Source organism: Carnobacterium sp. ISL-102 (genome assembly GCF_018612935.1).
Classification (GTDB): domain Bacteria; phylum Bacillota; class Bacilli; order Lactobacillales; family Carnobacteriaceae; genus Carnobacterium_B; species Carnobacterium_B alterfunditum.
This window is the reverse complement of sequence record NZ_JAGGRF010000001.1, coordinates 123,486-149,510: the sequence shown is the minus strand read 5'-3', so window position 1 is coordinate 149,510 and position 26,025 is coordinate 123,486. Positions and strand designations below refer to the sequence as shown.

Here is a 26,025-nt window from a genome sequence, read left to right as displayed (position 1 = left end):
TAACGATGAGTAAAGTATCAATTATTATGCCTATCTACAATGTTGCTGAGCAACTGGAGAAAGCGATCCAGTGCGCCTTAAAACAAACCTATACAAACATCGAAATTATTTTAGTTGACGATGGTTCAACTGATGGATCGGGTGCACTATGTGACCAATACCGCTTAAAAGATTCGCGTATTATTGTCATCCATCAAAAAAATGCCGGCTCAGGTTTTGCCAGAAATGCAGGGTTAGATCAAGCAACTGGGGAGTATATCTATTTCGCTGACCCAGATGATTACTTTGAAGCAAATCTGATTGAAGAAACGGTTGCCAAAGCAACAGAATCGAATGCCGATATAGTAGTATTTGGATACTTTGATGAAGTCGTAGATAAAGAAGGTAAAGTCACAACAACTGAAAAATTGCCTAAGTTAATTGGACGCTTAGAACAAGAATCATTCAGAGACAATTTTAGAGACCATTATGCATTATCTCCTTATGCTTTATGGAACAAACTATTCAACTATGCTTTTTTAAAACAACACGACTGCCGGTTCACTGATCAAAAAGTAGGGCAAGACGCCCTATTCAATCAACGAGCAGGATTTGATGCAACAACGATTTATTATCAGCCAAAAGCTTATTACCATTATGTTTTTCGTGAAGGATCAGCAGTCAATCGTTACCGTAAAGAACGCTTTTTTTATGAATACACTATTGCTAATCAATTCGAAGAGTGGATGGTCTATTGGAAAAAAGCAGAAAAGTACCACGATTTAGTGAACCAACACTATTGGGGTGCACTGTACTTAGAATTGAGTAATTTAGCTTGGGAAGATTGCCCGCTGACGGGTCCTGAAAAAGAGGAACACATTGAAGCTTTAATGGAAAATCCTAAAATCAAACAAGCTATCTCTGAAATAGAGACCGAAAAAGAAAAAAATACATTTGTAAAAATTCTGATCCTACTCTTAAGATATGAAAAATATGCAGCAGCCATAAAAGTGATGCAACTAAGAGTGACAGTTGGAAAGAAATTTCAAAAGAGTTTTAAAGCGATCAAAAAGAAATTCGGTTAGTCAATCTAGTAACAAAGGAGTTGATGGAGCATTATGGGAATGGCTGATGAATTCAAAAAAGGCATTTTTTACAGTGCACTAGGGAAATATTCTAATGTCGTGATCCAGTTATTGGTCACTGCAGTGCTATCCAGAATATTAACTCCAGAAGAGTATGGAATAGTCGCAGTGGTAAATGTCTTTTTGATCTTTTTCCAAATGTTAGCTGATTTTGGGATTGGTCCAGCAATCATCCAAAATAAAACATTGTCGAAACAGGAAATCAACAGCATTTTTGGGTTCTCACTCTACTTAGCTTTATTTTTAGGAATCGTATTTGTATTTCTAGGCTATCCAATCAGTGCTTTTTATAATAATGAGGTTTATAAACCAATCAGTATCGTGTTAGCTTTTTGTGTCTTTTTCTATGGGATTCTAGTTGTGCCTCAATCGATGTTGTTAAGAGCTAAAAAATTCAGTACGGTAAATATGATAACGGTACTGGCTAATGTTGCAGCAGGTGTGGTGTCGATCATACTGGCCATAAACGGCTTCAGCTATTATTCATTGATCATCAGCAATACAGTCAAAGCAGCCTTATTATTTATTGTTTTCTATCTAAAAACGAATTTAACGCCTGATTTAAAAATAGACAAAGAGCCATTGAAAAAAATCTTTAGTTTCTCAAAAAATCAATTTCTATTCAATTTTATCAATTATTTTTCAAGGAATTTAGATAACATATTGATTGGAAGGTATCTTTCAACGAGTTCTTTGGCTTTTTATGATAAAGCCTATCAAGTCTCGTTATACCCCAATCAAATTTTAACGAATGTCATTTCACCGGTGATCCAACCGATCATGTCTAACTATGAAACAAATCTAGCAAAAATAAAATCGGTTTATTTAAAAATTACAACCCTATTAGCCACGATTGGCTTGCCGTTATCGGTCTTTTTAGTCTTTCATTCCAGTGATATTATTTTATTTTTGTTTGGCGATCAATGGGGTGGAAGTGTCGTAACGTTCCAAATTTTAGCGTTATCGGTTTGGATCCAAATGATATTAAGCAGTACTGGAGCTATTTTCCAATCCGCTAATCGAACCGATTTATTATTGCTTTCTGGTGTGTTATCCGCAGTGGTCACTGTTACGGCCATCGTGATTGGGATCCTAGCTGGCAGGATCGAATCCGTAGCTTGGATGGTCATCCTAGCATTTACGATAAACTTCATTCAGACAAATTATTTATTGATGTACAAGTTATTTAAATCAAACTTTAGTGAGATTGGAGAAGCCTTAAGTAAACCCGCTATTATGGCCTTGATCCAAGTGGTGTTTTTTTTGATCATCCCGCGCTTCACGTTTTCAAGTTTTATAAACCTTATGATCAACGGGATCATCTTTGTAATTCTATTTGCAATAGGACTGATCCTTACAGGGCAAATGAAATTGTTAACCGAAGTTATTAAGAAGAAATAAACAATACCCGTTTGGAGAGGAAGAAAAGCATGCAGCAAGACCCTTTAGTTTCAGTAATTGTACCTGTTTACAATGTAGACAGGTATATCGAAGAGTGTTTAGATTCGATTGTAAAACAAACTTACCAAGAACTGCAGATCATCGTAATTGATGATGGGAGTACCGATGAAAGCAATCAAAAAGTGAGACCTTATCTATCCGACAGCAGAGTCCAGTTGATTGAACAAGTGAATATAGGTCTTTCAGGAGCACGGAACACAGGGCTGGGAGCAGCATGTGGGAAGTATGTGCTATTTGTGGATTCAGATGATTATTTAGCTTTAACGGCAATCGGAAATCTGGTTGATTTAATGGAAAAAAATTATGCAGATCTTATCCGCTTTAACGGAAGAGCCTTTTTAGACGGATTAAATGAACCAATCAAACAGAATAACTATGATTTCAGTCATCGGCTACAAGAAGGAGTAAAGTATACAGATGAGCGATTCGCAGTGAATCGACGGACATTTTCTTCACCAGTATATTTGTATATGGTAAGAAGAGAAGTTATCGAACAAAATAATCTATCTTTTTATGAAGGCATCTTGCATGAAGATGAATTATTTACCACGCAAGTTTTTTTAAATAGTCGCTCAATGATTTATGCGAATGCTTTTTACTACAATAGAAGATACCGTGAAAATTCAATCATGACGGATCAAAGCCAAGAAAGATTAAAGCAAACGTTTGATTCCTATCTGATTATTTTTAAAGAACTAGAAAAATTGTATCTAAATGAAATTTATTCTAAAGAACAGAAAAAATTGATCAAAAGACAAATGCTATCGATATATTCAGGGTTGAAAAATAGCAATGTCAACAAAATTGAAAAAGAAAATAAAATAAAAGATTTAAAGGGCATTACTATAACAGATAAAGCTTATCTTTCTATAAAAAAAATCACCGGTAAATTATCTGTTTAAAAATATGATTATCTGTTTTGGAGGTTTAGGTTATGAAAAAAATAAAAGTACTGACAATTTTTGGTACGAGGCCAGAAGCTATAAAAATGGCTCCTGTGGTAAAAGAACTCAATAAACAATCGAATCGATTTGAATCTATCGTAGCGGTTACAGCTCAACATCGTGAAATGTTAGATCAAGTATTACAGACGTTCAATATTGTTCCTGATTATGATTTAGATATCATGAAAAAAAATCAAACATTATCTGAAATCACATCAAATGTTTTGATGGGTTTAGATAAAATCATGAAAGAAGCTAAACCAGATATAGTGTTAGTTCATGGCGATACGACGACTACCTTTGCGGCAAGTATTTCTGCTTACTATAATCAAATTAAAGTAGGTCATGTTGAAGCAGGGCTACGCACGTGGGATAAATATTCTCCTTTCCCTGAAGAAGTGAATCGCCAATTAACAGATGTCATCGCAGATATCTATTTTGCACCGACAAGTGAAAGTAAACTGAATTTATTAAAAGAGAATCACCCTGAAGAAAAAATATTCATTACCGGAAATACAGCAATCGATGCTCTTAAAGAGACAATTAAAAAGGATTATCATCATACCGTTCTTGAAAATATCGATCCTGAAAGTAAACTTGTTTTAATAACCATGCATCGCCGCGAAAATCAAGGCGAACCAATGGAGCGCGTATTCAAAGCGATACGCCAAGTTGTCGATCAACAGCAAGATGTTGAAATCATTTACCCTGTTCATTTGAACCCGATCGTTCAAAATATGGCTGAAAAAGTTTTAGGGAAACACCCTAGAATCCACTTAATTGCTCCGCTTGAAGTGATGGACTTTCATAATTTAGCGGCTAAAAGTTATATGATCATGACCGATTCTGGTGGTGTCCAAGAAGAAGCTCCTTCATTAGGAGTGCCTGTTCTAGTGCTTAGAGATACGACTGAAAGACCAGAAGGAGTAACAGCAGGCACTCTTAAATTAGTCGGTACCCAAACTGAAACGATTATAAAAGAGATGACTAATTTATTAGTAAATAAAGAAGCACATGAAAAAATGGCTGAAGCTAATAATCCTTATGGCGATGGAATGGCGAGTAAAAGAATTATAGAGGCCTTAATATTTATGCTAAGAAATGATAAAAATAAACCAACTGATTTTAAAATAATTTAATAAGAATAAAGTACTTAGACAAATATGGGATTTTGTTTATTAATATGGTATTATTTATAAAACAAGATTTTTAGTTAATTAACGGAGGTTTTTTTATGAATCAAGGAGAAAGATTTAGTAAAACGAGAAAGCTGTTCATAGGTACAATAGATATTATACTATTTCATTTCTCAATTCTCATATCCTTTTATATCCAATTTGAAAATAGTGTTCCAATGAGAAATTTTGAAGCATATCGAAATGCGATTGTATATATTATGATAGCATTTGTCTTGTTAAATATACTTTTTGGTGTTTATATTTTATATAATAAATCAACTGCTGATTTTCTGTATATAACCATAATCATTCAAATTATAATGACAATCGCAATAATGGCAGTAACGTTTTTTGGAAGATGGTTTGCTTTTCCTAGGTCTGTTTTATTAATTAATCTCTTAGTTAGTATAATAGTATTATTTTTATGGAGAATCTTAGTATATAAAATATATGAAAAAATTAGCGGCAGCAAGAAAGTAATGGTTGTAGGAACAAAGGAACAAGTTGCTTCTGCTATTTTTAATTTTGAGAATTCAAAAAGCAAAAGACATAAAGTTACTATAGCAGTATTGTCTGATTTCTATAAAAATATAGCTGATAATTTTAATAAAGTAGACATAGTTTATGTAGCTAGTAAAATTGATAATGAAGAAAAAATAAAAATATATGATTTATTGATAAAAGAAAATAAAAAATTATTTATAAATACTAATTTTGAAAATCTTATATTGGTTAATCCGAATATAATGAATATTGAAGATGAAAGTATTATTGAAATTTCTGATTTTAAAATATCTTCAGAAGATGGACTAATTAAAAGAATTGTTGATATTCTTTTTTCTATTGTTCTAATAGTGATTACTTCTCCAATATTGTTAATTACTGCTTTATTAGTAAAAGTAACTTCACCAGGACCAGTGTTATATAAACAAGTTAGAATTACAAAAGATGGAAAAGAATTTAATATTTTTAAATTTAGAACAATGAGTGCCACGGCTGAAAAAGAATCCGGACCAGTATTGGCTACATCAAATGACAGTAGGGTGACTCCTCTTGGTAAATATTTAAGATCTTTAAGAATTGACGAGTTGCCACAACTGATAAATGTATTAATAGGGGATATGTCTGTAGTAGGACCTCGTCCTGAGCGTCCATTTTTTGTAGAACAATTTATGGAACAGAACCCCTCATATTACTTAAGACATAATGTAAGAGCTGGAATTACTGGATATGCTCAAGTATATGGTAAGTATGCAACTGATTTTAATAGCAAATTAAATTTTGACTTACTATATATAAAAAAATACACACTGCTATTAGATGTGAAAATAATGTTACAAACAATTAAGATTTTATTTGATAAAATCTCTTCAGCGGGTTTAGATGAAGAAGAAATTCAAAATAAAGAAATTCCGAATGATATAAAAATATTGAAATAAAGTATATTACAAAATGTAAAAGAATGGCATAGGAAATAAAGCATTGCTTAGTTTCTATGCTATTTGATTTACAAAATATTGAGGGTAGGTTATAACATGCAACAACTTTCTATGAAAAAAAAATGGGTGGATTTTAATTATGCATTCTATCAAGTTTGGGAAAATGTTTTTATAATGATAATGTGCCTAGCATTCGTTTTGTCAGATTGGATGATAGGCATTTTTTCTTTTAGTGACTACCTTTTTGGAGCCCTTTTTTTAATGATGGTGCTTAGCAATAATTTTAAAATTAGACCAAAACAATATAAATGGCTGATTATAGTTTTGACCATTATAGTGTTTAATATTTTACAAAATTATTTTATTAATGATGCATTTATTCTGAAAACAGGATTAGCTGGCTTATTCAAAATAACTACTTATGCTGTAGTTATAACTAGTTTCTATAATTTTATTGATCGTCATAGTTTAGAAGAAAAATTAATGAAAAGCATGAATATAACGGCTTTAATTGTATGTCTGATAGGGTTTTATATTTCTTTAGCATTGTATACTAACGGGAATTTACCATATGAGTTTTTCTGGCACTTTACTAGAACCGATTCTATAAGTTATCTTTTTGAAGGTTCAGAGAATCTTTACAGGATAAGAAGTTTATTTTCAGAACCATCATACCTCGGTTATTATTTAACAATTATTCTAGGTGTTAATTTATTCAATAAACAAAATATAAAAACAAATATATTATTTTTATTACTTTTAATATTGACGATAATTTCAACATTTTCTTATAGTTCTATTGGAATTATGATGTTAATTCTTGTACTTCAATTCTTCAGTGTTGAAACTTTTAAAAATATGAAGCATAAAAAGCTCGATTATTTCTACATTGTACTAACTTTAATAGCTTTAGGGATCCTAATTTTTATTACTAAAGATATTATCCAAGTTACATTGATCGATCGTACTTCAGATATCCTAGCTGGAAAAGATAGTTCTGCCTCTGCACGTTTATTAGAAAGTTGGCAGTATATCAATACAAATCATTTGATAAGTGGAAACGGTATTGGTCATACACCTGATATTTGGAATGTTTATGCATATTTCTTGTCAGATTTAGGAGTAGCAGCTTTTTTAGGATTAGTATTATTTAGCGGGTATTTAGTTAAAATAAATTATAAATTAGGTATCCTATTTATCGCATTAAATTTTCAAAAAGGTGGATATCTAGCAGCTCCATTTTATATATTAATAGTATTAATTTTTATTTTTGCTTATAAAAAGAAAAGTGATATAAGACTGTAATATGAAAAAAAAAAACTTTATGCTATTATAAAGTTTGTATTGATTAGTAACTAGATGAGTAAACTAATCGTAGAGTATTAGTGAGGGACTGTTTAATTTATGAATATTGAAGTTTTAGTATCAACAATGAATCAAAAAATTACTGATTTATCATTGGCAAAAAAAATGAATATACAAACAAAAGCTACTATTATTAATCAAACCGATGAATTTGGGTACTCAAATGAACAAAGAGTTGAAATGTATTCTTATCCAGAAAGAGGCGTAGGAAAAAGTCGAAATAGCGCTTTGCTAAGAGCAACAGGAGATATTTGTTTAATGGCAGATGATGATATGGTTTATGTAGATAACTATGAAGAAATTGTTGAAAAAGCATATGAAAAATATAAGGACGCAGATTTTATAGTGTTCAATGTCCGGGTGCATTACCCTGACCGGACTGTAGAAAGAGTTTCAAAACCTGGGAGAGTAAGGTTTTTTAATAGTTTGAAATATGGAACGGTAACTTTTTCCTTTTATAGAAATGCAATAATAAGAGAAAATGTTTTCTTTTCGCTTTTATTTGGAGGAGGAGCAAAATTCAGCTCCGGAGAAGATACTTTATTTCTATGGACGTGCTTAAAAAAAGGTTTAAAGGTATATGCTGAAGAAACAGTAATCGCAGACGTCTATAACTATGAATCAAGTTGGTTCAAAGGATACAACGAAAAATTTTATAAGGATAAAGGGGCTTTGTTTAAAGCGCTAGAACCAAAATGGCATCTATTATTAAACTTACAATTGGCCATTCGTAAGAGAAAAGAATATGGATCAGAAAAAACTATCTTTGAAATATTAAAAATTATGAATACCGGCGCTAAAGAATTTAAAAATTTATAATATGTTTAAGGAGAAAAAAATGATTGAGAATTTAGTATCTGTTGTCACGCCAGTGTATAATTCAGAAAAATATATTGAAAAAACAATCTCATCTGTATTGAACCAAACTTATACTAATTTAGAATTGATTTTAGTAGATGATTGTTCAACAGATAGCAGTAAAGAGATTATTTCTCGTATACAAAAAAAAGACAAACGTGTGAAATATGTGAAGTTAGCTGAAAATTCAGGAGCTGCTGTAGCAAGAAATAAAGGCTTAGAAACAGCTAAAGGTCAATTTGTTGCTTTTATTGATAGTGATGATATGTGGAAAAAAGATAAGTTGAATCAACAAATAAAATTTATGAAAGACAAAAAGGTCGGTTTTACTTATACGGCTTATGAAACACTAGCAGAAGATGGAATTACTCAAAATAATCACATCCACATTCCAAATAAGATAAACTATTCATCTTTACTTAAAAACACAGCGATTGCTTGTTCAACAGTAGTAATTGATAAGAAATTTACTGGAGATTTTTATATGCCTTTGGTGCGTAAAGGGCAAGATACGGCTACTTGGCTACAATTGCTAAAAAAAATTGACTACGCTTATGGTTATGATGAAGTTCTATCTTCTTACCGTAAAGTTGCTGGATCAATTTCAAGTAACAAAATTGAAGCTTTAAAGCGAACTTGGAACACATACTACAATATTGAAAAGCTTCCATTTTTTAAAGCTCTTTATTATTTTTCATTCTATACATTTAATGCTATAAAAAAGAGGTTATAAAATGTAACTGTGGAGCACTTACTTTAAAGAGTGTTTCACAGTTATATTTTTAGACAAATAACACTAGCTTGTGATAATAGAATAATATTAAAAGTGAGGTATTTATAATGGATATTAGCTGTGTGATACTAAATTACAATGATGCAAATAAAACAATCAGCCTTATAGAAGAAATAAAAGATTACTCCAATTTAGACCACATTATAATTGTAGATAATTTATCTACAGATAATTCTTATGAGAAGTTGAAGAAAAAAGAATCAGGTAAAGTAACAGTTCTTCTTTCAGATAAAAATGGAGGATATGGTTATGGGAATAACTTGGGTATAAGGAAAGCTTACAATGAGTTCCATTCAAGCTATATTATTATTGCTAATCCAGATGTTCATTTTACAGAAAAAAATATTGAAGCAATGGCCGAACAACTTAATAAAGATAAAGAAACATGTATAGTTGCTCCTAAAGCTTTGAAGCCCAACGGAGAAAATCAAACGTTGATTGCGTGGAAGGTGCAAAACCTTTTAGATTATACTTTATCAGCAAGTATGATTTATATAAAATTCTTTAGCAAGAAGTATTATGATCTTAATCAATTTAAAAACAAGAAAAAAGTTGAAGTCGATGTTGTTCCAGGATCTTTATTGATGGTAAATGCTGAATATATGATGAAGTATGGAATGTATGATAATGGAATTTTTCTATACGGTGAGGAAGAAACTCTTGCATTAAAATTCAGGAAAAAGCATTTAAAAACTGTGTTATTATTAAATGAGACATATATTCATGAGCACTCTGTAAGCATTTCTAAATCATTTCCGAAAGCAATTAAACAGAAAAAAATGAATTTAGATAGTCGATTCTATTTAATAAAAAATTATTATAAGATTACAAAATTTCAAGAAAAAATAATAAGTAATTTTTTTAAGCTTGCTTATTTTGAAAACAGAGTTATCTTCAAAATAAAAGATTTTAGAAATAGATAAAAATAGAAAAGGTGATAAAATGAATGGATTTTTTATCTTCTATAGAGATATTGATTATGGTAATTTAAATGGTATCGATAAAAAAGTGATAGCACAAATAAAGACATTAAAAGATGCTGGAGTTAATTGTGAAATTGTAGTAATGAAGAGTAATAAAGAAGATTTGTGGCATAAATTGTATAATACTATTACTTGCAGATTGCCATATGGTAATTCTGATCCTACATGGAAGTATAGTGAAGAGTTTGAGAAAGTTGATTTTATCTACTTACGTCGACCTACTGCGCTTAATTATCCTATGCTTAAAGTATTACGTAAAATAAAAAAAAGCAATCCTAAAATTAAAATTATAATGGAAATTCCGACTTATCCATATGATGATGAGCTTAAAGCTAACCTAAAGGATTATCCAAGATACATTAAAGATAAATATAATAGAAAAAAATTACAGGGCTTAATAGATCGTATTGCTGTTCAAAATAATATAAATGAAATTTTTAAGATACCGACATTACAGTTTACCAATGGAATTCGTGTGAAAGAAATTGAACCTCGTGAGCCCATTGAAACAGAGGGTATTACAATTTGTGCAGTTGCCTCAATGGAGCCTTGGCAAGGCTACGAAAGAGTCATTTTAGGATTATCCCAATATTATAAAAATGATGGCCTTGAAAATATAAACATCCATTTAGTAGGTGAAGGAAAAGAGAAACAAAACTATGAGAAGATGGTAAATGATCTTCAATTGAATGATCATATCCATTTCGAAGGTTTCTTAAGTGGTGGAAAACTGGAAAGTATTTACTCGAAATCTGATATTGCTTTAGACTCATTCGGAAGATATAAGACGAAGAACGAATTTTCTACATCTTTAAAAAGTCGAGAATATCTTGCGAAAGGTATTCCTATTGTATCAGGAAGTAAAGTTGATATAGTTGATACGTCATTTCCTTATTATTATGAATTTTCAAGTGATTCATCAAGCATTGATTTCAATAAAATTATAGAATTTCATCATAAAGTATACTTAACAGACGATACAAAAGAAGAAGTGATACAAGAAATAAGAGCATATGCTTTTGAAGTATGTGATATGTCGAAATCGATGAATCAAATTATCTCTTTTATAAAAGAAAGATAACCTAATAGTGATTGATAAATTAGAATTATTCACAGATGTTTAATGTTTAATTTTAAAGGAGCCAAGAAGTAGATGAGGAGAAGTAGATTAAGGGAAAAAAAAAAAGAAAAAGCAATAACATTATTATTGAGTATAATTTTGACCATTTTAGTAGCGACAATAAGTTTTATATTCATACAATTATTACAGTTTAACTTAAGCATATCATTGTTAATGGATTTTGTTCTTGGAAATATAACGTTAACAGTTATGAATATTTTTGTATTATGGATAGCCCAGTGGCCTTTTATATTATTATTAGGAAATACTATAAGGAGCTCTTTTGTATTTTTATTTTTTATGATTTTATTTGGTATTGGTAATTATCAAAAAATGCTTTATCGACCTGAGCCAATTTATCCATCAGATGTGATTATGTTAAAAGATATAAATTTCTTGTTTTTTTCAGTTGAAAGAATAGTGCAAATATCGATTATATTCGTCATTATAACGTTTCTAGTTTCATTATTTTTCTTAAGTAAATCAACATATGTAAAAAAAGCAAATATTATCAATAAAGGTTATATAAGAGTTATTTCCTTTATTGTATCTTTAGTTTTATTCATCCCACTTATCTTATTTAATAAAACTGATTATATAGTAAAAACAAGTTTTGAGAAATTTGCGGAGGTCCAATGGATATCATTTAACCAAGTGAAAAATTATGAAAAAAATGGTGTCGTTGCAGGATTCTTATATAATTTAGGCGGGCAAGCAATAAACGAGCCACCTGAATATTCAAGAAAAAAAATGCAAGAATTAGCAAATAAATATAAAAATGAAGCGAAAGAAATAAATACGACGCGTAAAGGATCATTAGATGATGTAAATCTAGTATATATTATGAACGAAAGTCTTTCTGATCCTAATTCATTTGAAGGTCTTTCAGTTACTCCGGACCCTATCGTAAATCATAAACAGGTCTCAAAAGTTAGTTGGAGCGGTCAAAGTTTAGCACAAGGTTTTGGGGGTGGAACTGCTAATGCTGAATTTGAGGCATTAACTGGAATATCTTTTGAACCTTTATTGCCAAATATTTCAAGTGCTTATACACAGCTGACTTCAACAATGAATCGAGTTCCATCAGTAATCAGCTATCTAAATAATGAGGCAAACGACGAGTACACTAAAACAGCTATTCATCCTTTTCAATCATCTATGTATCGGAGAACAGGTGTATATAATGAAATGGGATTCGATAACTTGATATTTGAAGAAGATATGGATTTTGATGACAAATTAGAAAGTAGTTTATATATTTCAGATTGGTCTGCATATCAACAAGTCCTTCAAGAAATTACCAAAACGAAAACAAAAGATTTTGTCCATCTTGTCACAATGCAAGGTCATGGACCTTATCATGTAGGGTATTTTGGGAATTTACAGAAATTTGTGGTGGAAGGTAAAGTTTCACAGATGGATATGTTGAATTACGTATCAAGTCTACAGTATACAGACGAAGCTCTCTTAAGCTATGTTTCAGAAGTAAATAAATCAGATGAAAAAATCATCACTGTTTATTGGGGAGATCATCTGCCAGCAGCGTACAGTTATGATGTAACCAAACAAAATAAAGATGTGGCAAAATATCAAACACCTCTTATCATTCATAGTAATTTTTCTTCAGAGCATGAGGACTTAGGAACGATTAGTCCAATGTTTTTCATGAATAAAGTATTAGAGAAAGTTGATGGAAAAGTAACACCCTATTATGCGTTGCTTGAAAAAATTTCAGAAAAATTACCTGCGTTTGAAAAAGGCTTTTATTTAGATTCAAATTATCAAGATCTTGGAAATAATCGTAAAGATATAAAAGATCAAGAAGCACTAGAGCTACTTAATGACTATGATCTGATTATTTATGATATCTTTCATGGTGGAGATTATGCGAAAGATATGGACTTTTATACGAATAAACCTTAGATTGTCAAAGTTGCTAAATGATAATGAATTTGTAGAATTAGAATAATCGTAATTTAATTAACCATTTATCAAATTGAAAAAATGTAAACATCTATCTTTGTATTCTGATATAATGAGAAAGGCATATTTAAAAGAAAGACTCTATATAATATGATGTCAAATTTTTAAAAGGAGGTTTTTTAGTGATAAATATTATTATAATATTTGTTGCAATGAGCGTTGGTGTACTAACTGAAGTATCAGTTGGCCCTTTGATTTATAAAATTGATATTATTGAGCCCGTGTTAATTTTTATAGCATTAGGCGTTGTGATCAGTTTATGGAATAAAAATAAATTTTATAAAATTCCACCTTTACTACTTTCGTTTATGGCAATCTTAACGGCAATATTCTTATATTCGCTTATGTCAGTTAATTGGACGAGTTATGGATTTTCGGGTATTCCTGGGGCAATGGTTTTCTTCTATGGAATAATTTCCTTATTCATCGCATATTATTATTTTAAGGAAAAAGAAAATATTTACATTTATGCATCTAGAATTTTTGTGTTATTAATAATTTTACAATTATTTATTAACTTTTCAGTAGGCCTTCAATCTGGTGCTACAGGATTCTATGATCTAAAAGACTTTGCACGAACATTAATCGGAAAATCAAATTTCATTTCAATCTTTATATCGTTTGATTTGATTTATGAGTTCATTTCTAAACAAAAACATTGGTTGTTTTTCTTTTTAATTGATTTAGTAGCGATTATAGTGACTATTTCTAGAGGAGCCATTGTGTCCTTAGTTATAGCAATCTTTTTGTTTTTTGTTATTGCATTGTTTAATAAAAATTTTAATAAAAAGAATCTTTTATTAAGTTTGGGTTTTCTTATAGTAGTGGCAACATTTTTCATGCTAGCAACCTCTCCAGGAAGGGAACTACTTAAAGGTCTCAGTTCTGGATTAGGCGCAAGTACAGTAGGAACAAGACAAGAATTATGGAAAGAAGCTTTTAATGAGACGTTATTAAATCCTTTAGGGGTAGGTATAGTTTGGAGAAACGATCCTCATAATTTTCTCTTTAGCTCACTAAGAAATTTAGGATTTATTTTTGGAACAATCTATATCTTTTTGATTGCGTCCCCTTTCTTTTTGTTTGTCCATCCTATTATTCTTAAACTGTCTAAAAAGTCTATTGCAATATTGATTGCATATTCTTCAGTATTCATTCACTCATTTATAGAAGTTTTCTTTTTCACTAAACTTTCTGTGAGCTGGACTATGTTTACATTGGTTTTTATATTCATAGTTATTACAAAAGATATAGTATCAATTAGGCGCAACAATATATTGGATTTAGAGAATAAACAAAAGAACATGATATTGTTAAAAGAAAAATAATAATAAATAGGTAGGTGGAATCCAAATTATGCAAACACAAGTCTTTTTTAAAGAATCTAAACGATTTTTGTTAGAAAATAAAAAAAGGATCTTACTTTTCACAATTTTAGGAGCAGTTGTTTTTGCTTTATTTACAGTAGTAAATTTAATTACAGACAATAGTGATTCTTCGTCAGAAGATACACAAACTGAAGAAATCAGTAATATAGCAGAATTCGTTATTTACATTGAAAAAAATGATGATACACACTTTAACAATAATGTATTACTAGAAGAAGCTTTATTCTCCGATGAAGCAGTAAAAATAGTAGAAAAAGAAACAGGTGCAGAAATCACTGATTTGTTGACTGAGCAAGAGGAAATAGAGTTTGTGCCTACAGCTGAAGATAGAGGTGTGATAGGCATAGTTAGAGACTTATCCAACGAAACGATGAAATTTCAATTTAAAGTTGGAACTGAAAGTGAAAACTTGAAAGTGGCTAATTACTATTTTGATATGATAATGAACAACGAAGTTGAACTTTTAAGTGATAAAAAAATATTTGTTTTAAACAGTCCAGAAATAAAAGATTTAACTCAAGCAGATGTTACTTTGATAGAAGAAAGTAATAACGTGATTTCTCCTTTGTTATTGGTAGTACAACTTGTAGTTTCTCTATTTGCTGGTTTAATTTTAGGAGTTCTAGTTTCTATTCTTTACCATGTATTCAACAAAAAAATCAATTATGCATTTAATTACAATATTAATGAAAAAGATATCTTTATAATGGAAAGAGAAAGTCAAGATAAGTTCATCTATGATATTGTTAATCCGAAAAGTGAAGATAAAATAATGGTTATTGAACAAGCGCTACCTAATGAGTTGGTTAATAAATTATCTGAACAATCACAAAAGATTATGACAACTTCAAATTTACTTGAAATTAGCTCTAAGGTAAACGCGCCAGAAATTATTATTGTGATTGTAGAAAATACAACTACAAAATTTTGGTATAATACTCAACGTGAATATTTGAAAAAATTTGATAGTGCTGTAAAAATAATTCAAGTACCTGAATCGATTTTTAAAGAAGAAAAATAAAAAATTTTCATTTGATAAAATAATTAATGCAGATATTATCTAAACACAATAATATCTGCGTTAATTGTTTATTATATACTTATTGGATTTTTGACATGATCGTTATTACATAAAATAATTCTTTTAAATAAAATTATTAAAAAATATATAATAGTTAGTAGGAGGAAAATAAAGTGAAACGTTTTTCAAAAATAGGATTGAATATTTTAACCTATTCAATCATCAGTACAATTGTGGCAAGCACAATACTTCCCACAATAGTTGTTGCGGAAGCAGTAAATAATATAAGTGAGACTGAATCAAAAAACGATACAACAGTTCTCTTGGATGGTTCTTCAGAAGATAAAATTAACTTAGAGGGAAAAGTAGATATAAAAAATATATCTGAAGAAGATGATATTACTTTTTTAAACCAGATTAATATAGAAAAAAAAGAAAAAGATTTAGTTGTTTCTTTTTATGACGAAATAGATACATATAAGTTGAATAATATTACATATAAAGGTGAACATAATATTGAAAATGATAATGAAGGGATGAATAAAATTTATTTTTCTAGTTTCACTAAAGAATCTACTATTGATATTTCTTTAATGAATAAAAGTACACTTGTAGAATATAATTTGTTTATTACTTTAAAAACAGGAGAGTTAAATGATTTAGATGAAGATATCGAGATTGAGTTACTAAAAAATGTTTCGAAAGAGAGTTCAGCAGATACTGGAGTAAGTGAAGAGATTTTGGACACAACAGATGAAGTCAGTGAAATAGAAGATGCTGGAACAAGTAAGGAACCTATAGGTACAGATGAAATAATTGATGCTAAAGTAAATCAGGAATCTATAGATAATGAAGAAACTGGTGTAGAAGTAACAGTCGATCCTGAAAAAGAAATACAAAAATCTTTTATTAAAAGAATGATAATTGCACCAACGGTTAAAAGAATTGCGGTTGATGGAATATATACAATCATAGCTACAGATAATTTAAACAGTATTGCTGAAGAATTTGGAGTTTCGCTGGCTCAATTGGCTATATGGAATGATATAGCCAAAGATAAAATAAATTCTATTAATGTTGGGCAAAAACTAGCTATTTCTAAAATTGGTGTAGAAAGTAGATTAAGTGCTACTGAAAAAAATAAAATATATAAAGAAAGTACAACACTATTTGAAAGACAAGAATTTGTTGATTATATTGCATCTTATGCAGTAAAGATAGCTAACATATCTGGAGAAGAGCCTTTATATGCTTCGGTGATCATTGCTCAAGCTATCCACGAAAGTGCTTATGGCAGTAGCGGGTTATCAAACCCTCCTAATCATAATCTTACTGGGATTAAAGGAAGTTATAATGGTCAATATGTAAAAATGTGGACTTGGGAACACGATGAAAAGTTTGATGCAGATGTGAGTATCTTAGCTAATTTCCGGAAATATCCTTCATATTTTGAAGCTTTAGAAGATCATGGAAAAAAAATGAGATATGGAACAACTTGGAATAGTAAAATATATTCAGGTACGTGGGTCAATAATACAACTTCTTATAAAGATGCAACAGCTGCATTAGATGGAGTTTATGCGACAGACCCATATGGATATGCAAATAAGTTGAACAAATATATAGAACAGTATCAATTAACAGATTATGATGTTTACGATAGTTTTTTAACGAAAAAGAAAATGAATTACACTGCGATGGTATTACCTAATAATGAAGGTATTTATACTAAACCAAATGGGATGAAAAATCCGTTACTATATACAAGTTATAAGTATAATAATAGAGAAGTCTTAGTTACTGAAGAAGCTACAACACAGAGTGGGACTTTTGTTAAGTTAGTTAGATTAGAAGACAGAGGAACGATAGGCTGGATAAAAAAAGTTAATATTATTATCCCTGATGAATTTATCACAAAAAAGAATGTTAATTATGATGCAACTGTTTTAGCGAAAAATGAAGGGATTTATACTAAACCAAAAGGAATGCAAGGATCGATCTTATATACTAGCTATAAATACAATAATAAAGAAGTAAAGGTAGGAGAAGAAGCAACCACAAAAAGTGGTACATTTATCAAATTGATCCGAGTTGAAGATAGGGGAACAATTGGTTGGATAAAAAAAACAAGTATTAAAATCAACCATTATGACACTTTTTTGACTAAGAAAAAAGTGAAATATGATGGAACTGTATCACCAAACAATCAAGGGATTTACACTAAACCAAATGGCATGCAAGGATCAATTTTGTATACTAATTATAAATACAATAGTAAAGAAGTAGAGATAGGAGAAGAAGCAACCACACAAAATGGGACCTTTGCTAAACTGATTGAAATCAATAGTAGAAGAACAATAGGGTGGATAAAAAAGGCTGATATTTCTAAAAATTAAATAACAAGTTGCTGTGTTAAGTATAAAAAGATTGTATTCTGTATTTAATGGAATACAATCTTTTTTATGTAGATGATATAATCAGTGAGAGTTTTTAAATAGTATTTCTTATAACAAAAAAATATGCTATTATTGGTTTATTGATAAATTTTTTTGGAATGAAGAGCAGTCAGAATTATTAAGCTTTTTGATAGTTAGTAGATAATTCAATAAATAGAAATTAGCTAACGACAAAAAGATTGATCTGATATAGAAGCGAGGTAATCAATTTGAAATATGCATTTGTCATTTTGCATTATTTAACAATAGATGACACAGTTGAATGTGTGAAGTCCATCCAGCAAAATGTCGACTATCAAGACTATGCAATTGTAATTATTGAAAATGGTTCAAATAATAATAGTTTTGAGATTTTGACTAAAGAGTTCGAGTCTAGAAAAAATATTTTTGTATTAGAGTCAAAAGAAAACTTAGGGTTTGCAAAAGGAAACAATTTAGGATACCAATTTGCAAAAGAAACATTAGGTGCTCAAAGCATTATTATGATAAATAACGATACTATTATTGAACAAAATGATTTTTTGTCAAAAATAGATGATATTTATTCAGAAACCAATTTTGATATTTTAGGTCCGGACATTATTTCTCTTAAAGACCAACAGCATCAAAATCCATATAAATTGAAAAGTATGGATTTTAGCGAAGAAAACATAAAAAAACAAATAAAGAAACGACGTGTAAGCCTTTTTTTAAATGTTACTTATATACAACAATTGATGCAATTGATTTATAAAAAAATTTTGAAAAGGTATTTCAAAAAATTTAGAGAGAAAAAAAGAATGTCTCAAAGAGAACAATTTGATTACGGCAAAAGAATCGAAGGCTATAAACTACATGGGAGCTGCTATATTTTTTCGCCAAATTATGTTAAAAAGTATAACGGACTTTATAGTAAAACTTTTATGTATATGGAAGAAGATATCATGTTTTTTATAGCAAAAAAAGAAGAACTATTCTTACTTTATGATCCAGAAGTTCAAATTTATCATAAAGAGGATTCTTCAACAAATGCATTATTGACATCTAACCGCAAAAAACTGATTTTTATTTATAAACATGAGATTCATTCTTTAAATCAATTATATGAGATTTTAAAATATAAAAGTGTATATGAGCTTGATATGTATGACTTAAAAGGGTTGGATGTAATATTAAAATGAATGGTAGTTCAACTATTTAGGATTGATTGCTGTTAAGAATACTTGAGGTGACTATATTAGAATGGATATAAAAAAGGAATTTCGGACAGGAATATTTTATTCAGCAATGGGTAAATATTCGAACATGCTAATTCAAATACTCTTAAACTCTATTCTTTCGAGAATATTAACCCCAGATGAATTTGGAATTGTAGCAGTAGTAAATGTATTTCTTATTTTTTTTCAAATGTTAGCAGATTTTGGAATTGGCCCTGCTATAATTCAACATAAATCATTGTCAAAAGATGAGATTCAACAAATTTTTTCTTTCACTATTGCAATGTCGGTTTTCATTGGTGTAATCTTCATGTTGATGGGGTATCCAATCAGTTTATTTTACGATAATGAAGTTTATCGACCAATTAGTATTGCATTAGGTTTTTGTGTTATTTTTTATACGTTATATCTAGTTCCACAAGCTACTATACAAAAAAGAAAAGATTTTAAAACAATAAATATAGCGTTGATTGGATCGAATATCGCCAATGCTGTTGTATCAATCGGATTAGCTTTTTTAGGAGCAAGTTATTATTCATTGATTTTTGGGAATATATCAAGGGCTCTTTTTCTATTCGTTTTTTATAAATCAAAAACAGATTTAAAGTTTAATTTAAAGATAAGTGTAAAACCTTTGAAAAAAATTTATTCCTTCTCAAAAAACCAGTTTTTATTCAACTTTATAAATTATTTTTCTCGTAATTTAGATAGTATATTAATTGGGAAATTTTTTAGTTCAAGTGCCCTAGGATACTACAATAAATCATATCAATTATCTCTTTACCCTAACCAAGTGTTATCTAGCATTATTACACCAGTGATTCAGCCGATTATGTCAAATTATGAAACAGATTTGGATAAAATAAAATCTGTGTATTTCAAAGTTACTTCTGTTTTGGCAACAATTGGTGCACCGCTATCAGTATTTTTATTTTTTGCTGCTGAGGATATTATCTTGTTTTTATTTGGTAATCAATGGAACGGAAGTATTTTATCTTTTAAAATTTTAGCGATTTCAATTTTTATTCAGATGCTACAAAGTAGTACAGGTGCTATTTTTCAATCTGGAAATAGAACCGATTTATTGCTTCGTTCTGGAATATTGTCAACAGTATTAAATATTACTGCGATAATAATAGGTATTATTCTAGGGAAAATTGAAGATGTTGCTTTAATGATAGTAATTTCTTTTACAATTAATTTCTTTATAAATAATTACTTATTGATGTATCGAATGTTTGGTTCTAATTTTATACCGTTGTTTAAGCTTTTGATTAAACCTTTAGTTTTAGGAGTTATACAGGTCGCATTTTTCCTTGTACTGCCCGAATTAGCATTTTCACATTTTTTTAATTTAATAATCATGAGTATTGGTTTTGTTCTAGTTTTCTTATTTGGTATTCTTGTAACAAAACAGCAATCGCTCATTAAGTCAATTGTTGGAAAGTAATAATCTGTCAAAGCTTTTATAAAAAAAATTAAGGAGTGTTAGTAATGAAAGGAATTATTTTAGCTGGAGGAAGTGGAACCCGTTTGTATCCATTGACTAAGGCAGTATCAAAGCAATTAATGCCTATTTATGACAAACCGATGATTTATTATCCGATGTCAATTTTAATGTTAGCAGGTATTAAAGACATTTTAATTATCTCAACTCCCACTGATACTCCACGTTTTGAACAATTATTCGGAGATGGACATGAGTTAGGAATAAATTTAGAGTATAAAGTACAAGAAAGCCCTGATGGGCTAGCCCAAGCATTCATTATTGGAGAAGAATTTATTGGAGATGACTCAGTCTGTTTAATTCTAGGAGACAATATTTATTATGGTGGTGGATTATCAAAAATGCTTCAACGAACAGTTGCAAAAAAATCTGGTGCAACAGTATTTGGGTATCATGTCAATGATCCAGAACGATTTGGAGTTGTCGAATTTGATAATGAAATGCATGCTGTATCGATTGAAGAGAAGCCATTGGAACCAAAAAGTAATTATGCGGTCACAGGATTGTACTTCTATGATAATAAAGTGGTTGATATTGCTAAGAATATCAAACCATCACCACGTGGAGAATTAGAAATTACTGATATCAATAAAGCTTATCTAGAAGCTGGTGAATTAGAAGTTGAGGTGATGGGTCGTGGTTTTGCTTGGCTAGATACAGGAACACATGAATCATTGCTAGAAGCAGGAACATTTATTGAAACCATCGAAAAGCGTCAAAACTTGAAGGTAGCATGTTTAGAAGAAATTTCTTACCGCATGGGTTATATAACTAGAGAACAATTGATTGATTTAGCACAACCTTTAAAGAAAAATGAATATGGACAATACATGTTACGTTTAGCAAACTCAGAAATATAAGGAGTGTTTATTTATGAAAGTGATAGATACAAAATTACAAGATGTAAAAATTATAGAAACAGATGTGTTTGGCGATCATCGAGGATTTTTTACAGAAAACTATACGAAAGAAAAATTTGAAGCAGCAGGTCTAGATTTTAATTTTATCCAAGATAATCATTCATTATCCGTAGAACCTGGTGTTTTGCGTGGTATGCATTTTCAAACTGATCCTAAAGCTCAAACTAAAATGGTAAGGGCAGTAACAGGGGTAATTTATGATGTTTTAGTTGATATGCGTGTCGGCTCGCCAACATATGGAAAATGGGAAGGGTATATATTGAGCGAATATAACCACCGCCAGTTATTGGTACCAAAAGGTTTTGCACATGGTTTTTGTACATTAACGCCTAATTGCAATGTTCAATATAAAGTAGATGAATATTACTCTAAGGAAAATGATGGAGGGATTGCGTTTGATGACCCAGATATCGGGATTGAATGGCCGATGCCTCTAAAGCAAATGATTCTGTCAGATAAAGATGAAAAACATCCTACTTTAGCAGAATTTAATAATCCATTTACATGGAATAAATAATAAAGTGGTACAAATTAATTATGATTCATATACTCAGTTTTAAAAATAGACTGAGTATATGATAGTTATTCTTAAATATAGAAATGTTATTATGAGATATAAAAAATATAGGAGGTAATGGTGTATGTCAATATTGATTACTGGTGGAAAAGGTCAACTAGGAACTGAATTAAGCAAGTTGTTGGAAGAAAGACACATTGAATACATTTCCCTGGGATCAGAAGAATTAGATATTGTTGATAAAAAAGCAGTTGATAATTACATACAAAGTTCAAAACCAAAGGTGATTTATCATTGTGCTGCCTATACAGCAGTTGATGCAGCTGAGGATGACGGCAAAAAATTAAATTATCTGGTGAATACTACTGGAACTGAAAATATTGCAGTTGCAGCGGAAAAAGTTGGTGCAACATTAGTCTATGTTAGTACTGATTATGTTTTTGACGGTTCTAATACAGAAGAATACAGTGAAAAAGATGCTACTAATCCTAAAAATGAGTATGGAAAAGCTAAATTAGCAGCAGAATTATTTATCCAAGAAAATGTATCAAATTATTATATTGTGCGAACTTCTTGGGTTTTTGGTCAATATGGAAAGAATTTTGTTTATACAATGCTGGGACTAGCTAAAACGCATAAAAAGCTTACTATTGTAAGCGATCAATATGGAAGACCCACTTGGACACGTACTTTAGCTGAATTTATGGCTTATCTAGTTGATAACAAATGTGAATATGGTGTTTATCATTTATCAAATGATAATAGCTGTTCATGGTATGAATTCGCTAAAGAAATACTAAAAGACAAAGAAGTAGAACTAACACCAGTAAGTTCAAGTGAGTATCCACAAAAAGCTTATCGACCAAAACATTCAATTATGAATTTAGATAAAGCTAAAGCCACTGGATTTGAAATATTACCATGGCAAGAAGCTTTGGAAAAATTTCTTTTAATCGAAAATAAATAGAATTAATCTAGATATATTAGGTTTAGTAATAAATTTTAGAGAGATTAGACTAAAAATATAAGAAAAAAGGTGGAAATAAAAAAGTGAAATTATTTTGGGAAATTAAAGGGAAAATTCTTACATCGTTAACGGTATTTTTGTTGCTCTCTACAGTGTTTTTGCCTGTTGCAGCTTTAGCTCAAGAGAATACTTCTAGTAGTACTACCACAGAAACTACAGGCGAGAATAGCGAATCAACTGAGACAAATTTTGATACTGGTAGTATAGACGAAGTAGTTTCTGAACCTTTAGAATTTCTCTTTAATCAACAACTAAGTGATCAAGATATATCAGAAAAAGAAGATTTAGATTTTTTAAATAACATAACTGTACATACTATTAATGGAGAACTGTTTCTTTATTTTGATGAATCAAAGAAGGATTATAATATAATTATTGAGACATATGAATCAAATTACGAAACTATCATTGATGAATCTGAAAAAGAGCAAATAAGATTTTTTAATTTAAATCAAAATTCTGAAATGATAATTAAAGTTCAAAACAGTAGGACAAATATTGAAAACATCATAAATATTAATTTGAATTCAGAAAAATTAGAAAATATTACTCAAGATACAGTAGTTACTATTAATCCAGAGCCAGCACCAACAGAACCAACACCAACAGAGCCAGCACCAACAGAATCAGCAGTAGTTTCAGAAGAGTTAGTTGAATTTAAAATGAGCAGAAGTACTCTCTTAAAGACATATGATGAATTTTTAACTAAAAAGAGTGTTGATTACTATGCGACTGTGTTGTCGAATAATGAGGGTATTTATACAAAACCGAACGGCATGGAAGGAGCCGTTCTCTATACAAGTTATATGTACAATAATAAAGAGGTTAAAGTAGGGGAAGAAGCTACTACGCAAAGTGGAACTTTTGTTAAATTGATTAGAATAGAAGATAATGGAACAATCGGTTGGATAAAAAAATCAGGTATCAGTATAAAAATATTTGACGAATTTTTAACTAAAAAAAATGTTAACTACTATGCAACTGTGTTGACTAATAATGAGGGTATCTTTACTAAACCAGACGGTATGGCTGGAGCCGTTCTCTACACAAACTATAAGTATAATAATAAAGATGTTCGAGTCGGAGAAGAAGCTACTACGCAAAGTGGAACTTTTGTTAAATTAGTTAGAATAGAAGACAACGGAACAATTGGTTGGATAAAAAAATCAAGTATCAGTGTCAAGACATTTGACGAATTTTCAACTAAAAAAAATGTTAACTATTATGCAACTGTGCTGACGAGTAATGAAGGTATCTATACTAAACCAAACGGTATGTTAGGAGCCGTTCTCTACACAAACTATAAGTATAATAATAAAGATGTTCGAGTCGGAGAAGAAGCTACTACGCAAAGTGGAACTTTTGTTAAATTGGTTAGAATAGAAGACAACGGAACAATTGGTTGGGTAAAAAAAGCGGGTATCAGTGTCAAAATATATGATGAATTCTTAACTAAAAAGAGCGTCGATTACTACGCAACTGTGTTGACGAATAATGAAGGTATCTATACTAAACCAGACGGTATGGCCGGATCAGTTCTTTACACGAGTTACAAGTACAATAATCAAGACGTTCGTGTCGGAGAAGAAGCCACTACACAAAGTGGAACTTTTGTTAAGTTACTTAGAACAGAAGACAGTGGAATAATCGGCTGGATAAAAAAATCAAGCGTGAAAATACATGATAGAATAATCAGTCAGAAATTAACTAGCTACAGAGCAAAAGTTGAAACTAATAATGATGGAATTTATACATTACCTAAAGGAATGTACGGATCAACTTTGTATACAAATTATTTATATAATGGGCAAAATGTACAGGTAACTCAAGAAGCTATCACTGAAAGTGGTGTTTTTGCTGAAATTGCTAGAATTGACAATGGAATAGTAATTGGATGGATCAACAAAAAAAGTTTAAATACTGAAAAAATTGTCTTTCTTGATGCCGGTCATGGCGGAACAGAAAGCGGAGCTTCTTACTATGGAACAAATGAAAAAGATCTTAATTTACAAGTAACGAAGAAAGTTAAGACAAACTTAGAGGCTCTAGGTTTCACAGTTTTGATGTCAAGAGAGACAGACAAAACTATGGGATTATTAGCAAGATCAATGGCGGTAAACGTTTCAGGTGCAGATATTTTCGTTAGTATCCATCACAATGCAATGCCGGGTAATACTGCTGTTACTGGTATTGAAACCTATTATTACCAATATGATTCTGACTATCCTTCTAAAATGAATGAACAATTTCATAATGATCCTACACGTATTCTTGAAAGTTCAAAACTTGCAACTAATGTTCAAAGCTCTTTAATTTATAGCACAAGAGCAATAAATCGAGGCGTAAAAAGAAATACTTTCTCTGTATTACGTGAAACGGCTATTCCAGCTGTTTTACTGGAACTAGGATATATGAGTTCACCAACAGAGTTAGCAAAACTAAAAACTGATTCTTACCAGAATACATTATCGAAAGCAATAACAAATGGGATTGTTGCGTATTTTAAATAAAATAGACTAGTAAACAATAATGGAACATAAATCAGTGACTAACTGATTTATGTTCCATTATTTTCTATACAGCGTAATACCTTTCATTTAAAGTAGGTTGATTAAAGTAATTCAACTGTAATTACAAACTCTCGTAAATAAATATTTATGTTATAATAATAAGGAACTAAATTAGTTTGAAAGTAAAAAATACTTTTGCTAGTTTAACAATCGTTTCATCGTGAAAAGACATCAC

Annotated in this window: 20 protein-coding genes; all 20 read left to right on the top strand. The window is 30.2% G+C overall.

Annotation, left to right across the window (positions count from 1 at the left end):
- The first annotated feature begins 5 nt into the window (after nucleotides 1–5).
- Nucleotides 6–1,064 (top strand): glycosyltransferase, encoded by a 1,059-nt coding sequence (locus J7E16_RS00615; RefSeq protein WP_214887478.1) that lies wholly within the window; start codon nucleotides 6–8, stop codon nucleotides 1,062–1,064.
- A 39-nt stretch (nucleotides 1,065–1,103) separates the two neighbouring features.
- The gene (locus J7E16_RS00610; protein ID WP_251005993.1) at nucleotides 1,104–2,525 is read left to right on the top strand and encodes a lipopolysaccharide biosynthesis protein; all 1,422 of its coding nucleotides are present in this window, start codon (nucleotides 1,104–1,106) and stop codon (nucleotides 2,523–2,525) included.
- 29 nt (nucleotides 2,526–2,554) lie between these two features.
- Nucleotides 2,555–3,487 carry a glycosyltransferase gene (locus tag J7E16_RS00605; RefSeq protein WP_214887475.1) on the top strand — a complete coding sequence of 311 codons (933 nt, stop codon included), beginning with the start codon at nucleotides 2,555–2,557 and terminating at the stop codon, nucleotides 3,485–3,487.
- 32 nt (nucleotides 3,488–3,519) lie between these two features.
- Nucleotides 3,520–4,668, top strand: coding sequence for a non-hydrolyzing UDP-N-acetylglucosamine 2-epimerase (gene wecB / locus J7E16_RS00600; protein ID WP_214887473.1), 1,149 nt, complete (start codon nucleotides 3,520–3,522; stop codon nucleotides 4,666–4,668).
- A 95-nt stretch (nucleotides 4,669–4,763) separates the two neighbouring features.
- Nucleotides 4,764–6,146 carry a sugar transferase gene (locus tag J7E16_RS00595; RefSeq protein WP_214887471.1) on the top strand — a complete coding sequence of 461 codons (1,383 nt, stop codon included), beginning with the start codon at nucleotides 4,764–4,766 and terminating at the stop codon, nucleotides 6,144–6,146.
- A 96-nt stretch (nucleotides 6,147–6,242) separates the two neighbouring features.
- The gene (locus tag J7E16_RS00590; protein WP_214887469.1) at nucleotides 6,243–7,451 is read left to right on the top strand and encodes a hypothetical protein; all 1,209 of its coding nucleotides are present in this window, start codon (nucleotides 6,243–6,245) and stop codon (nucleotides 7,449–7,451) included.
- A 99-nt stretch (nucleotides 7,452–7,550) separates the two neighbouring features.
- Nucleotides 7,551–8,330 (top strand): glycosyltransferase, encoded by a 780-nt coding sequence (locus J7E16_RS00585; RefSeq protein WP_214887467.1) that lies wholly within the window; start codon nucleotides 7,551–7,553, stop codon nucleotides 8,328–8,330.
- 19 nt (nucleotides 8,331–8,349) lie between these two features.
- On the top strand, nucleotides 8,350–9,102 hold the full coding sequence (locus tag J7E16_RS00580) for a glycosyltransferase family 2 protein (RefSeq protein WP_214887465.1): 753 nt from the start codon (nucleotides 8,350–8,352) through the stop codon (nucleotides 9,100–9,102).
- Between the two features lie 107 nt (nucleotides 9,103–9,209).
- Nucleotides 9,210–10,085 (top strand): glycosyltransferase family 2 protein, encoded by an 876-nt coding sequence (locus J7E16_RS00575; protein ID WP_214887464.1) that lies wholly within the window; start codon nucleotides 9,210–9,212, stop codon nucleotides 10,083–10,085.
- A gap of 19 nt (nucleotides 10,086–10,104) precedes the next feature.
- Entirely contained in the window at nucleotides 10,105–11,226 is a 1,122-nt protein-coding gene (locus tag J7E16_RS00570) for a glycosyltransferase (protein ID WP_214887462.1), read from the top strand.
- A 72-nt stretch (nucleotides 11,227–11,298) separates the two neighbouring features.
- Nucleotides 11,299–13,188, top strand: a complete 1,890-nt coding sequence (locus J7E16_RS00565; protein ID WP_214887460.1) for an LTA synthase family protein — start codon at nucleotides 11,299–11,301, stop codon at nucleotides 13,186–13,188.
- A gap of 182 nt (nucleotides 13,189–13,370) precedes the next feature.
- Nucleotides 13,371–14,576, top strand: coding sequence for an O-antigen ligase family protein (locus J7E16_RS00560; protein ID WP_214887458.1), 1,206 nt, complete (start codon nucleotides 13,371–13,373; stop codon nucleotides 14,574–14,576).
- Between the two features lie 28 nt (nucleotides 14,577–14,604).
- Nucleotides 14,605–15,657: a hypothetical protein gene (locus J7E16_RS00555; protein WP_214887456.1), complete on the top strand. Its 1,053-nt coding sequence runs from the start codon at nucleotides 14,605–14,607 to the stop codon at nucleotides 15,655–15,657.
- 173 nt (nucleotides 15,658–15,830) lie between these two features.
- Nucleotides 15,831–18,053 carry a GW dipeptide domain-containing protein gene (locus J7E16_RS00550; protein WP_214887454.1) on the top strand — a complete coding sequence of 741 codons (2,223 nt, stop codon included), beginning with the start codon at nucleotides 15,831–15,833 and terminating at the stop codon, nucleotides 18,051–18,053.
- Between the two features lie 269 nt (nucleotides 18,054–18,322).
- The gene (locus tag J7E16_RS00545) at nucleotides 18,323–19,273 is read left to right on the top strand and encodes a glycosyltransferase (RefSeq protein WP_214887451.1); all 951 of its coding nucleotides are present in this window, start codon (nucleotides 18,323–18,325) and stop codon (nucleotides 19,271–19,273) included.
- A gap of 61 nt (nucleotides 19,274–19,334) precedes the next feature.
- A complete protein-coding gene (locus tag J7E16_RS00540; protein WP_214887449.1) occupies nucleotides 19,335–20,759 on the top strand; it encodes a lipopolysaccharide biosynthesis protein in 1,425 nt (474 codons plus the stop codon).
- 44 nt (nucleotides 20,760–20,803) lie between these two features.
- Nucleotides 20,804–21,676, top strand: a complete 873-nt coding sequence (gene rfbA / locus J7E16_RS00535; RefSeq protein WP_214887448.1) for a glucose-1-phosphate thymidylyltransferase RfbA — start codon at nucleotides 20,804–20,806, stop codon at nucleotides 21,674–21,676.
- Nucleotides 21,677–21,689: 13 nt separating this feature from the next.
- A complete protein-coding gene (gene rfbC / locus J7E16_RS00530) occupies nucleotides 21,690–22,253 on the top strand; it encodes a dTDP-4-dehydrorhamnose 3,5-epimerase (protein WP_214887446.1) in 564 nt (187 codons plus the stop codon).
- 124 nt (nucleotides 22,254–22,377) lie between these two features.
- A complete protein-coding gene (rfbD, locus tag J7E16_RS00525; RefSeq protein WP_214887445.1) occupies nucleotides 22,378–23,220 on the top strand; it encodes a dTDP-4-dehydrorhamnose reductase in 843 nt (280 codons plus the stop codon).
- 83 nt (nucleotides 23,221–23,303) lie between these two features.
- On the top strand, nucleotides 23,304–25,790 hold the full coding sequence (locus tag J7E16_RS00520) for a GW dipeptide domain-containing protein (RefSeq protein ID WP_214887443.1): 2,487 nt from the start codon (nucleotides 23,304–23,306) through the stop codon (nucleotides 25,788–25,790).
- Nucleotides 25,791–26,025 lie beyond the last annotated feature (235 nt).